Genomic DNA, 12,015 nt, shown 5'->3' with positions numbered 1-12,015 from the left:
CTCGACCTCGTGCTCGGGCGCCTGCACCACCACGGTCCCGGCGGTGTCGAAGCCGGCCCGGCCGGCCCGGCCGGCGATCTGGTGGAACTCCCGGGCCTGCAGCTGCCGGCTGCGGCGGCCGTCGTACTTGCTCAGCGAGGTCAGCACCACGGTGCGGATCGGGACGTTGATCCCCACCCCGAGGGTGTCGGTGCCGCAGATGACCTTGAGCAGCCCGGCCTGGGCCAGCTGCTCGACCAGCCGCCGGTACCTGGGCAGCATGCCGGCATGGTGGACCCCGATGCCATGGCGCACCAGCCGCGACAGCGTCTTGCCGAAGCCCGAGCTGAACCGGAAGCTGCCGATCGCAGCGGCGATCAGATCCTTCTCGGCGCGGGTGCAGACGTTGATGCTGGTCAACGCCTGGGCCTGTTCCAGCGCCGAGGCCTGGGTGAAGTGCACGATGTAGACCGGGGACTGGCGGGTGCTCAACAGCTCGGTGATCATCTCGTGCAGCGGGGTGGTGACGTAGTGATGGAACAGCGGCACCGGACGCTGGGCCGAGCTCACCACCGCGGTGGGACGTCCGGTGCGGCGGCTGAGATCGTGGGCGAAGAAGCTGACCGATCCCAGGGTCGCCGACATCAGCAGGAACTGGGCTCGATGCAGCTCCAGCAGCGGAACCTGCCAGGCCCAGCCCCGGTCGGCGTCGCCGTAGTAGTGGAACTCATCCATCACCACCAGGCCGATATCGGCGGCGCTGCCCGAGCGCAGGGCCAGGTTGGCCAGCACCTCGGCGGTGCAGCAGATGATCTCCGCCTGGCCGTTGACGCTGGCATCCCCGGTCATCATGCCGACCCGGGAGGACCCGAAGACCTCGCACAGCGCGAAGAACTTCTCGCTGACCAGCGCCTTGATCGGGGCGGTGTAGAAGCTGCGCCGGGAGACCGGCCGCCAACTCGCTGCGCTCCTCGCTCCTTCGTCGCTGCGATGCTCGCCCGCCAGCAGGGCAGCCAGGTGAGCTCCGGTGGCGACCAGCGACTTGCCCGAGCCGGTAGGGGTCGACAGGATCACGTTGGACCCCGACAGCAGCTCGATCAGAGCCTCCGACTGCGCCGAGTACAGCTCCAGCCCCTGGCCGGCGGCCCATCCGGTGAAGGCGTCATAGACCGCGTCGGCATCGGCGCCGGCCAGGGCGCCGGAATCCAGCAACGCCGCCAGGGACCGTTCGGGCCGGGTCACGGCGCTCTCAGCAGACGGGTGTCCAGCGGCTGCTCGGTGACCGTGCCGTCCGGGGACCGGCTGACGTAGTAGGCGAGCTTGCCCGCCTTCTCGGTGACCGCCTCGATGAACCGGCTGCCCCGGTAGAGCAGACCGGCGCCGTCCTCGGTGGCGTATCCCGGACCCAACGTGCCGTCGGCGATCAGGGAGTGGAACACCGGCCGGCGCTGCTCCTCGGAGTCGTAGTGCACACCGTTGGAGAACGGCACCAGGCCAAGCCCATCGGTCACCGCGCGCAACCGCGGGCCGAACGAGTCGGTGGTTCCCCCGGTGTGCCAGCAGATCGACCCTGCCGAGACGCCGGTCAGCACCACGCCGGCCTGCCAGGCATCGCGCATGGCCAGGTCGATCCCGTGCAGCCGCCACATCGCCAGCAGCCCGGCCACGCTGCCGCCGAACACCCAGATCACGTCCTGGCTCAGCAGCAGCTCCCGGGGATCGTCGATGTTGGGCATCGGGAACAGCGCCAGGTGGCTGGGGGTGAAGCCGCGGTGCACGGCGGCGGCGTAGAAGTCCTTGATCAGCTCGGAGCTGTCCCCCATGGCGGTCGCCAGGAAGCACACCCGCGGCGCCCGTCCGCTGACGCCGGCCAGCTCGACGGCGTAGTCGGTGAGCGGACCGACCTCCCAGCGCAGCCGGCGCGAAGGGGCCAGGCCGCCGGAGGTGGCCAGGATGGTGGGTTCGGCTGCCGTCATGGATTGCAATCTATCGACCCGGCGGGCTTGGACCGCAGGGCGCATCATGGCGGACATGGACGTTCTGAGCAGCCGGCTCCTGCTGCACCCCAGTGACCTGGCGGCCAGCCAGCAGTTCTACCGCGACATCCTCGGGCTGGCGGTGTACCGGGAGTTCCCGTCCGGGCAGGTGTTCTTCCTCGGCAACGGTCTGCTCGAGGTGTCCGGCCACGGGTCGGGTGGATCGCCGTCCGGGCTGGAGTTGTGGCTGCAGGTGCGCGATGTCGGAGCCGAGCATGCCCGGCTGGCCGCGCTGGGGGCGCCGGTGCTGCGCGCCCCCCAGCTGGAGCCGTGGGGGTTGATCGAGATGTGGATCGCGGATCCCGACGGCGTCCGGATCGTGCTGGTGCAGGTGCCGGCCGAGCATCCGCTGCGCAGGGACCCGCGTTGACGCCCAGGCGAGCTACCGGCCGGCCACCGCGGCGCCGACGGCCTGCATCCGGGCTGCCGCGATCGTCACGATCGCCTGACTGGCCGGGGACAGGGTGGCGCCCTGGCGATGCACGATCGCGAACTCGTCGAAGATCCGCGGCCGCAACGGAGCCCACCGCAGCTGGGGCGAGAGCCGGTCGCCCAGCAGGTGCAGCAGCCCTCGGGCGGTGACCGTGTCGGCCAGGCCCAGCGCTGCCACTTCGAGCGCGGTCTCGATGTCCTCCACCTCGATGCGTGGCCGCAGCGTCGAACCCGCCGACTGGACCGCCCGGGCCAGCTGCCGGCGGGTGGAGTCCTCGTTTCCCCAGCTGGCCTCCGACAGCACCAGCGATGCCGTCGCCAGCTCGGCCGCCGTCACCGGCTTGCGCACCCGCTGCGGGTCGGCGCTGACATAGACCACCTCGTCGCGGATCAACGGCTGCACCTGCAGCCCCTCATCGGCGATCGGCAGCGCGATCACGGCCGCCTCCAGCCTGCCCTGCCGCAGATCCTGCAGCACCTCCGTCGAGTTCTGGCCGATCAGCTCCAGCCGTACTCGCGGATGTGCCCGCAGCACATCGGCCACCAGCGCGCTGCCCAGGTACAGCCGGGCGGTTCCGAACACCCCGAACCGGATGGTGCCCTCCAGGACCTCGCGCACCGCGGCGACCGCCTGACCGGCCTCGGCGACCGCGGTCAGCGCCCGCTCGGCATGTGGCCGCAGCGCCCGGGCCGCCTCGGTGGGCAGCAGCCCGCGGCCGACCCGGTCGAACAGCGGCGCCTTCAGCCCCTGTTCCAGCAGCCGGACCTGCTCGGAGAGCGACGGTTGGGCAAGCCCGAGCTCGGCGGCCGCAGCGGTGAAGGAGCCGTGCTCCAGGGTGGCCAGGAAGCACCGTAGCTGGTGGAGAGATATCAAGGGAATTCCTTTGTGTTGTGAAGGAAACCAAGGCTACCTCGATCAGTCGTACGCTTCTATGGTTGACCGGTGAGCCGGACTGCCCTTGACACCCCCGCGCCTGCGGTCAACCCCGCAGCCGGCCGGCCGGCCTCCCCGCTCGGCGTCGGGCTGTGCCTGCTGTCGGCGGTGGCCTTCGGCCTGGCCGCGCTGTTCGGCAAGCAATGCTTCGCTGCCGGGTTCAGCGTCAGCTCGATGCTGGCGGGACGGTTCGGCATCGCCGCGCTGGTGTTCTGGCTGATCGTGGCGATCCGCCGCCCGGCGCTGCCCGGGCCGCGGCTGCTGCTCAGCTGCCTGGCGCTGGGAGGTCTCGGCTACGCCGTGCAGGCCGCCTGCTACTTCGCCGCGCTGACCCGGATCAACGCCTCGCTGGTCGGCCAGATCCTCTACGTCTACCCCGCTCTGGTCGTGGTGCTCGGGCTGGCGTTGCGACGGGAGAGCGCCAGCCGGCGGAAGTTCGCCGCCCTGGGCTGCTCGATCACGGGACTGGCCCTGCTGCTCGGCTACGCCGGTTCGAACGGCCCGATGGCCCCGGCCGGGGTGGTGTTGGCGTTCTGCTCTGCGCTCACCTACGCCCTCTACATCACCGCGGCCAACGGCCTGCCGGAGGACTTCGACGTCTACCTGCTCTCGGCGCTGGTGTGCAGCAGCGCCGCGGTCAGCGTGGCCGCGTTCGGACTGAGCACCGGCTCCCTGCAGCTGCCGACGCACCCGAGCGGCTGGCTGTGGCTGGCGCCGATGGCGCTGGTGTCCAGCGTGATCTCGATCGGCTGCTTCCTCGCCGGGCTGCGGCTGGTCGGCGCCTCGACGGCTGCCATCCTGTCCTGCCTGGAGCCGGTGGTCACCGCGGGCTCGGCGATCATGGTCTTCGGCGACCGGTTCAACGCCGGGCAGGTGGTCGGCGCGGCGATCGTGCTGGCGGCGGTGGTGCTGCTGCGCCCGGCCGCCGTGGCCCGGGACGATCGGATTTCCCCCGGGTGGTCCGCGCGGTCGAGCTAGCCTGACGGCCATGAACAGCGGCTGGCTCTGGTTGCGCTCGTTGCGCCACCGGGTCGGCCAGTCCGTGCTGGTCGCCCTGCTGTCGATGACCGCCATCGCCGCCTGCGCAGCGGGTCCGATGTACGGGCGGGCGGTGGAGCAGGCCGCCATCCGCGCCCAGCTCGGCCATACCGGCGCTGCCGAGCGGGGCCTCACGATCACGGCGAGCTCGCCCGGCGAGGTCCGGTCCTACCTGCCGGCCGGCCAGGACCGGGACCTGTTCGCGACACCGGTGGCCGGCTTCGAGACCGATGTGTCCGTCGTCGCGCCGCGCTCGAGCTTCGACGCGGTCGCCGTCGGCCGGGACGACATCTGCGGCCAGCTGCGGATCACCGCCGGCCGCTGCCCGGCGACGGGGCGGGAGGTGCTGGTCAGCAGCTCCACCGCCCGGGCGCTGGACGTCGGCGTCGGCGACCGGCTGCGGTTGACCGGCCGCGGCGGCTCGGCGGCCTATCCGATCGGCGCGGCTCGGGTGGCCGGGTTGTACCAGCCGTTCGACCCCGCCAGCGACTACTGGTTCGACCGCGCCTACTCGACGGCGGCCGGCGTGATCCACGAGCCGCGCGGGGAGATTCCGGACCTACTGCATTCGGATGCGCTGCTGCTGTCACCGGCCGGCGTCGCCGCGTTCGAGGACGCCCGCCGGTCGTCGACGGCCGGCAGCAGCACGCCGTTCCGGTACTTCGCCGACCTGCCGGTGCCGGCGGGGAGGATCGGCATCGACAGCAGCCGGCGGCTGCTGCAGGCGATCGCGGCGATCGAGGCCAGGATCGAGGCCGCCCATCCGTCCGGGGATCCGGCCCGGGGCAGCGTGCGCTCCGAGCTCGTCGGCCTGCTGGAGCAGGCCGATGCCGGCCGGCGGCAGAGCCGGCTGATCATCCCGACGCTGGCCGTCCAGCTGGCGTTGGTGGTGCTGGTGGTGCTCGGCCTGGTGGTGGCGGTCGGGGTCAACCAGCGCCGTGCGGAGTTCGCGCTGGCCCGGCTGCGCGGCCAACCCCAGGGTGCCGCGGCCAGGCCCTACCTCACCGAGATCGCCGTGCTGGTGGCCGGCGCGCTGATCCCCGGCCTGCTGCTGGCCTGGGTGAGCTGCTGGTTGCTGTGCCGCTGGTGGTTGCCACCCGGCGTCGAGCCGGAGTGGCGGTGGCCGGTGCTGCTGGCCGGGCTCGCGGTGGCGGTGGTCGAGCTGGCGCTTGCGGCGCTGCTGGCCCGCCGGGCAGCGGCGCAACCGATCGGTCAGCTGCTGCGTACGGTCGCGCCGCGCGCTGCCGGCCGCGGCGCGGCGACGGCCGAGGCCGCGCTCGCGGTGGCTGCCGTCGCCGGGCTCGTGGTGGCCCTGACCGGGAACCGCACCAGCGCGCTGGCGCTGGTCACCCCGAGCCTGATCGCGATCCTCGCCGGCCTGCTGCTGGGCCGGCTGGCCTTGTGGGCGGCCCGGTCGGTCGGGCGCCGGGCGTTCTGGCGCGGCCGGCTGGTGCCCGCGGTGACCGCCCTGCAGGCAGCCCGCTGGCCGGCTTTCCGGCAAGTCCTCACCCTGGTGTGCGTGGCGGTGGCGCTGCTGGTGTCCAGCGTCGACCAGTGGCAGGTCGCGGCGGCCAACCGCACGGCCCGGGCCGGGGCGGAGGTCGGGGCCGCGGTGGTGCTGGAGGTCAGCGCTCCGACGGCGGCCAAGCTCCGGTCGGTGGTGGCCGATGCCGACCCCGAGGGCGGCTACGCGATGGCGGTGATCACCCAGCGTCCCGACGGCGGCGCGACGCCGGCGCTCGCCCTGGATCCCCGCCGGCTGAACCGGATCGCCGACTGGGGCTTCGACCACGCCGCGCCGCCGCAGCCGCTGCTGGACCGGCTGGCCCCGGCTGACCCGCCGGCCCCGATCGTGCTCACCGGCCGCGCGGTCCGGCTGCGGCTGGGCGCCGTCCGGCTTGCCAGCGACGACCCGACCACGGCCGACCAGCCGCAGCCGGTGACGCTGCGGCTGGTGCTGCGCCGTCCGGACAGCTCGGTGACCACCGTGCGGCTGCCGGCGGCCGGCGCCGCGGGCAGCAGCCCGAGCGCGCCGATGGCTGGCTGCGAGCAGGGCTGCACCCTGAGCCGGATCAACCTGGTCCGGACGGTCGGTGACTTCCTGGCGGTCAAGGCGTCGATCCAGCTGCTCGGAATGGACACCAGCTCAGCCGGCCCGGCGAGCTGGCAGCCGGTGTCGCTGGGCCGGGCCGTGGACTGGCGCAACGCCGAGGCAGCGGCCGCCGCGGCCGGCACCGCCGCCACCATCTCGATGAGCACGATCCCGTCCGGGGGCTTGCAGCTGCAGGCGGTCAGCCACGGCTCGGACGCCAGCCTGCAGCACCTGCACGTACCGGTGAGCCCGCCGTGCCTGCTCGCCGGCGCCGGCGATCCGACCGGCGATGCCGGTTCCACGGTGCAGATGCACGGCATCGACGGCGAGTCCGCCAGCTGCCAACCGGTCGGGGTACTGCCCTACCTGCCCCGGATGGGCTCCGGTGCGCTGCTGCTGGACCTGGACCTGGCGATCGCGGCCAGCCAGCCGTTGCTCACCAACAGCACCGGCAGCATCTGGCTGCGGACGGCAGACCCGGGCCGGGAACGGCGCCTGATCCAGGACCTGACCGCCGCCGGGATGTCGGTCACCGGCCGTTCGACGGCCGCCGACCGCCAGGCGGTATATGACGATTCGCCACCGGCCTGGTCGATCAAGGCGGCCCTGGCAGCGGGGCTGATCGCCGCCCTGCTGGCCGCGCTGGTCATCGTCATCGTCGCGGTCACCGCCCGCCGGCCACGCGGGTATGACCTGGCGGCGCTGCGTCTGCTCGGCCTGCCGCTGGCTCCGCTACGGCGGGCGGTGCTGGCCGAACAGCTGCTCGGCGTGCTGGCCGGGACGCTGGCCGGCGCCGCGGTGGGGGTGGCCGGGGCCCGGCTGGCGCTGCCCGGGGTGGCGCTGTTCGTCAGCCCGGCGGCGGTGCCGCCGCCCGACTACGGCGCCGCGTGGCCGGCTGCCCTGCTGGCGGCCGGCGCCGTGCTGGCGCTGCTGTGTTGCGCCGCGGCGGTGGCCACCGTCCTGCTGCTGCGCGCCGTGTCACCCGCTGTGCTGCGGGAGGGCTAATGACAGCAAGGGGATTGTCGGTCTCGGCACACGGCCTGGTGCACATCTACCGGCTGGAAGGCAACGACGTGGTGGCACTGACCAGCGTCGACCTGGAGGTGCCGGCCGGCCAGCTGGTGGGCCTGCTCGGGCCGTCCGGTTCGGGGAAGTCGACCCTGATCACGTTGCTGGCCGGCGTGCAGCGGCCCAGCGCCGGACGGTTGCGGGTCGGCGAGCACGACCTCGCCGCGATGGAGGAGCCCGAGCTCGACCGGCTCCGGGCGATCGAGGTGGGGGCGGTGTTGCAGGGCGCGGCGCGCAACCTGCTCAGCTACGCCTCGCCCGCGCAGAACGTCGCCTTCGCGCAGAAGGCAGCTCGCCGGCTGGGCGCCTGGGAGCTGCCCCGGCCTGTAGAGGTGCTGGACCTGCTGTCGCTGGCCGACTGTGCGCACCACCGGCTTGCCGAACTCACCCCTGGGCAGCTGCAGCGGCTGGCCGTCGCGGTCGGGATGGCGACGCTGCCGGGCCTGCTGCTGGCCGACGAGCCGACCAGCCAACTCGATCACCGCTATCGCGACGAGGTGTTGCAGGCGATCAACTCGATCAACCGGTCGGTGGGCACGACGGTGATCACGGTGACCCACGACCCCGAGGTGGCCGCGCGGATGCCGCGCACCATCACCATCCGGGACGGCCGGATCGGCGCCGAGGGGCACGGCGGCGAGGACTTCGCGGTGCTCGGCCGGGACGGCTCGCTGCAGCTGCCACCCGACATCCGGGAGCAGATCGCGCCGGGCACCCTGTTGCGGGTACAGCTCAATCCGGACGGCACGGTGCTGCTGGACCCCCGCGGCCCGGATACCGCCGGCCGGCCGCCGGGAGCCCGGCCGTGACCGCCGCGCCTGCCGAGGCGTTGCGCGCCACCGGCATCGAGGTCCGCTACGGAGACCAGGTGGCCGTCTGGGCGACCGATCTGGTGCTCGAACCGGGCCGGCTGGTTGCCGTCACCGGGCCGTCCGGGGCGGGCAAGAGCTCCTTGCTGGGTGCGCTGTCCGGCCTGGTCCCGCTGGCGGCCGGGACGCTGAGCGTGGCCGGCCAGCCGGTCAGCGGGCGCGACCAGGCGGTGCGGCGCCGGATCGTTTTGATACCGCAAGGCAATGCCCTGCTCCGGATGCTGTCCGCGATCGAGAACGTGGCGATGCCGCTGATCGCCGCCCGGCTGGCCGACGCCCGGGCCCGCGCCGAGGCGGCGCTGCTGGCGGTGGGCCTGGACGAGGCCGCCGACCAGCTGCTGGAGGAGCTGTCCGGCGGCCAGCAGCAGCGGGTGGCGGTCGCCCGGGGGCTGGCCGAGCAGGGCTCGTACCTGCTCGCCGACGAGCCGACCAGCGAACTCGACGCGGCCAACCGCGGCCGGGTGATGGGGCTGCTGCGGGCCGAGGCGCGACGCGGGGCCGGAGTGCTGGTGGCCACCCACGACCCCGAGGCGGCCGCGATGTGCGACGCCGAGCTGCGGCTGGACGAGGGCCGTTCCAACTGGGTGCGCGACGACCGGGCAGGGTGAGCCGTGAACGGGCACGGTATTAAACCCCAGTCACGCCCGGCTGGTGTCAGACTTGCAGCGTGAGCGAGAGCCGAAACGTGCTGGGTACCGAACTCGAGGAGTGCGGCACCGATCCGGTCACCGGCTTCTACCGGGACGGCCGCTGTACCTCCGGCCCGCAGGACCTCGGAAGCCATACCGTGTGCGTGGTGCTGACCGCGGAGTTCCTGCAACACCAGCGGCAGCTGGGAAATGACCTGGTGACGCCGCGGCCGGAATATGACTTTGCCGGCCTCGGCCCCGGCGACCGCTGGTGCGTGGTGGCGATGCGCTGGCTGCAGTCCCACCGGGCGGGGAAGGCTGCCCCGGTGGTGCTGGCGGCGACCAACGCCCTGGCGCTGGAGATCATCCCGCTGGAGCTGCTGCGCGAGCACGCGATCGACGTGCCGGCAGATCCCCGCTCGCTGACCTGACCCAGTGGAGGTTGCCCAGCCAGGCCCGGCAGCCAGTTCTTCGGTGGCCTATCCTGCTGCCCTAATCCTCAGGCTGGGCGGCAGGCTTACGCCAACAGCCATCAAAGCGAATGCCACGCCGAGCGCGGTAAAGGTCACCGAAGCGGTGGTGAGTTGCAGCAGGGCGCCAGCGAGCAGCGGTGCGAGGGGTTGGGCGCAGGTAGCCAGCAAGCCGGTTGCACCGCTCACCGATCCGAGAATCTCGCGCGGTACGACCATCATCTGCGCGGTGCTGACCGCCGCACGTGCGATCGGGCTGGTGAAGACCACGACGATCATCGCCAGGGATTTCGTGAGCAGGCCGTCGACTAGGACTGCGGGCACCACCGCCAGCGTGCGAACCAGGCAGCTGGCGATAAGGACCTGATGCAGGTCCAGGCGTCGCTGCACCAGCGGCCCTGCTACCGACCCGAGTAGGCCGGCGATCCCGGCGACCGTCAGGGTGATACCGAGACTACGGGCCGCTTGCGGACTGGCGCCGTTGCCGAGCAGCACCGAGTACATCAGGACCGAGACGGTGAGATTCGTGCTGGTACCGAACAGGGTCAACCAGCGCAGTACCCTGGTGTCCCACAGCGTGGTCCAACCGCGGGCGAACGATATGGCGAAGCGACGCCGGTCAGTGCCGCGAGCGGGCGCAAGCGATGCTTCGATCCGTGCAGTGAATCTCGCCGATAACAAGAACGAGGCGCCGTCGGTGACAAAGGGTAGCGCCCTGCCGGCCGCGAACAGCAAACCACCGATCGTCGGGGCTCCGAGCTGGATCACGTACGCACGGCCCTGCATCAGGGCCGAGGCTTCGGCCAGCTCCCGGTCTGACACGACGGTTCGCAGAGCGCTGATCTGCGACGGTCCGGTGAGTGCATACGCCACCGAGTTGAGCGCCGTCAATCCCATCATCGCCTCGTTGCGGTACCAGCCGGTCAGGACCATTGCGGTGACCGCGAACAGGCATCCGGCCCGCACCAGGTCGCTGGCAATCAACAACCGGCGCTTGTCCATGGTGTCAGCAAGGTGACCGGCCGGGATCTGGCCGAGCAGGCTGGCAAGGAAACCGACAGTTGCTATCAGGCCGGCATCGACCGATGAACCGGTGATCGCCAGTGCCAACAACGGAAAGGCCAGCACCGAGATCGACGAGCCCAGCTCGGAGATCGCCTGTCCGATCCACATCCGGCGGAAGTCCGCGTTGGCTCGCAGCGTCTTGACGGCCTCCCGGACACCGGGTCCGTCCGGACCAACCAGGTTGGAGTCCGCCGGCTCAGCAGGCGGCGGCTCCGTGCCGGTGGGCACTCCGGTCCGGCTAGGCGGGGTGTCGATGCTCATGCCGTCCCTGCTCGGGCGCTGGTCAGTCCGGCAATCGCAGCCATGACGGACAGTCGGTTGATGACGCATCTCAGCTCGGGCAGCCCGCCGAGGATGGCGTAGGTACTCACGCTGGCACTGCCGATCGCTGTGCCAGCCCTTCCGCTACTGCGTCTAGGGTGCGGATCCGGTCTGCCGCGTCGAACTCGGCTGAAGCAAGCATGATCTCGTCGGCTCCGGTGCTGTCCACCAACTCGGCGAGGCCCGCAGCCACTCCTTCGGCATCATCGATCAGGAATCCTGAAGCAGCGTAGCTGTGCATCACCTTCGCACGTTCGGCTTCAGTGCACCTGGGGTCGAGCAACTCGGCGGAGTCCGCGGTACGCCCCTCGGCGCGGGCGCCGGCGGCACGCAGCCGGATGAGTCCGGACCGCAGGGCAGCCTCGTCGGCCGCCTCGGACGTATCGGCGCAGACCACACCGATGGTCATGATCAGCCTGCCTGGCCTCGCGTGGCCGGCGGCCGCGTACGCGGCCCGGTACTCGTCGGCGGCCTGCAAGGCCGCGTCGGGCGCCAAATGCCTGGCGTAGGCGAAGTCGAGTCCGAGCTGCCCTGCTCGTCGGGCGCTACGAACGCTGGATCCGAGCAGGAACATCGGCGGCGGGGGCCCGGACGGGCTGACCCGGATGCCGTTGCTGGGATGGCCTTCAGGCCACTCTCCGCTGAGGAAACCGGTCAATTCCACCAGGTCCGCGGTGAAACCCTCGTCGGTGTCGGCTCCCGGTCGCCGCCCCAACGCCGTGAGCGTTCGCGGGTCGGAACCACCGGCCCGGCCGAGGCCGAGATCGATCCGAGCGCCGTGGATGGCCACCAAGGTGTGGAACTGCTCGGCAACCGACAGCGGGGAGTGGTTGGGCAACATCACCCCACCGGAGCCGACCCGGATGGTGCTGGTTCGGGCGGCCACCAGCGCGATCAAGATCGCCGGCTGGGAGCAGACGTTGTGCGGCGCGGCATGGTGCTCGGCAAGCCAGACCCGGTGGTAACCGGCCGCCTCGGCGAACTGGCCGACCTGCACCGTGGCAGCGATAGCGCTTGCCGCGCCCATGCCAGGACCGAGTGGTGCCGCGTCCAGGATCGAGACGGGCACCGCGGCCTCGATC

Annotated in this window: 11 protein-coding genes; 6 read left to right on the top strand and 5 right to left on the bottom strand. The window is 72.0% G+C overall.

The window, feature by feature from the left end; all coding sequences use genetic code 11:
- On the bottom strand, window positions 1-1,221 hold a 1,221-nt coding region (locus VF612_RS10675; RefSeq protein ID WP_408659833.1), incomplete at its 3' end, for a DEAD/DEAH box helicase.
- The gene (locus VF612_RS10670) at window positions 1,218-1,955 is read right to left on the bottom strand and encodes a Type 1 glutamine amidotransferase-like domain-containing protein (RefSeq protein WP_408659832.1); all 738 of its coding nucleotides are present in this window, start codon (window positions 1,953-1,955) and stop codon (window positions 1,218-1,220) included. The genes VF612_RS10675 and VF612_RS10670, both read right to left, overlap by 4 nt.
- 55 nt (window positions 1,956-2,010) lie before the next feature.
- On the opposite strand from VF612_RS10670, the gene VF612_RS10665 reads away from it, so the two are divergent.
- On the top strand, window positions 2,011-2,385 hold the full coding sequence (locus VF612_RS10665) for a VOC family protein (protein WP_408659831.1): 375 nt from the start codon (window positions 2,011-2,013) through the stop codon (window positions 2,383-2,385).
- 12 nt (window positions 2,386-2,397) lie between these two features.
- Here the strand turns inward: VF612_RS10665 and VF612_RS10660 are convergent, their stop codons facing one another.
- A complete protein-coding gene (locus tag VF612_RS10660) occupies window positions 2,398-3,321 on the bottom strand; it encodes a LysR family transcriptional regulator (RefSeq protein ID WP_408659830.1) in 924 nt (307 codons plus the stop codon).
- A gap of 69 nt (window positions 3,322-3,390) precedes the next feature.
- On the opposite strand from VF612_RS10660, the gene VF612_RS10655 reads away from it, so the two are divergent.
- Genes VF612_RS10655 through VF612_RS10635 form a run of 5 tightly spaced genes read left to right on the top strand, consistent with a single transcriptional unit; the run spans window position 3,391 to window position 9,508 of the window.
- On the top strand, window positions 3,391-4,359 hold the full coding sequence (locus VF612_RS10655) for an EamA family transporter (protein WP_408659829.1): 969 nt from the start codon (window positions 3,391-3,393) through the stop codon (window positions 4,357-4,359).
- Between the two features lie 10 nt (window positions 4,360-4,369).
- Window positions 4,370-7,516, top strand: coding sequence for an FtsX-like permease family protein (locus tag VF612_RS10650; RefSeq protein WP_408659828.1), 3,147 nt, complete (start codon window positions 4,370-4,372; stop codon window positions 7,514-7,516).
- Window positions 7,516-8,388, top strand: a complete 873-nt coding sequence (locus tag VF612_RS10645) for an ABC transporter ATP-binding protein (protein ID WP_408659827.1) — start codon at window positions 7,516-7,518, stop codon at window positions 8,386-8,388. The genes VF612_RS10650 and VF612_RS10645 overlap by 1 nt, the downstream gene beginning before the upstream one ends.
- A complete protein-coding gene (locus tag VF612_RS10640; RefSeq protein ID WP_408659826.1) occupies window positions 8,385-9,056 on the top strand; it encodes an ATP-binding cassette domain-containing protein in 672 nt (223 codons plus the stop codon). Before VF612_RS10645 ends, VF612_RS10640 begins: the two co-directional genes overlap by 4 nt.
- Before the next feature lie 59 nt (window positions 9,057-9,115).
- On the top strand, window positions 9,116-9,508 hold the full coding sequence (locus tag VF612_RS10635) for a DUF2237 family protein (RefSeq protein WP_408659825.1): 393 nt from the start codon (window positions 9,116-9,118) through the stop codon (window positions 9,506-9,508).
- A gap of 48 nt (window positions 9,509-9,556) precedes the next feature.
- Here VF612_RS10635 and VF612_RS10630 read toward each other — a convergent pair whose 3' ends face one another.
- Entirely contained in the window at window positions 9,557-10,873 is a 1,317-nt protein-coding gene (locus VF612_RS10630) for an MFS transporter (protein ID WP_408659824.1), read from the bottom strand.
- A 106-nt stretch (window positions 10,874-10,979) separates the two neighbouring features.
- Entirely contained in the window at window positions 10,980-12,002 is a 1,023-nt protein-coding gene (locus tag VF612_RS10625; RefSeq protein WP_408659823.1) for an MsnO8 family LLM class oxidoreductase, read from the bottom strand.
- Between the last annotated feature and the right edge of the window lie 13 nt (window positions 12,003-12,015).

This window comes from Jatrophihabitans sp. (assembly GCF_036388195.1).
Taxonomy (GTDB): Bacteria; Actinomycetota; Actinomycetes; order Mycobacteriales; family Jatrophihabitantaceae; genus Jatrophihabitans_A.
Note: the sequence above shows the minus strand (reverse complement) of the source record. Positions and strands in the feature narration are given on the sequence as shown.

Excerpts from the sequence above, each read along its gene's own strand:
- VF612_RS10645 (WP_408659827.1), top strand. The coding sequence starts at position 7,516 with ATGACAGCAAGGGGATTGTCGGTCTCGGCACACGGCCTGGTGCACATC.
- VF612_RS10670 (WP_408659832.1), bottom strand. The coding sequence starts at position 1,955 with ATGACGGCAGCCGAACCCACCATCCTGGCCACCTCCGGCGGCCTGGCC.
- VF612_RS10665 (WP_408659831.1), top strand. The coding sequence starts at position 2,011 with ATGGACGTTCTGAGCAGCCGGCTCCTGCTGCACCCCAGTGACCTGGCG.
- VF612_RS10630 (WP_408659824.1), bottom strand. The coding sequence starts at position 10,873 with ATGAGCATCGACACCCCGCCTAGCCGGACCGGAGTGCCCACCGGCACG.
- VF612_RS10650 (WP_408659828.1), top strand. The coding sequence starts at position 4,370 with ATGAACAGCGGCTGGCTCTGGTTGCGCTCGTTGCGCCACCGGGTCGGC.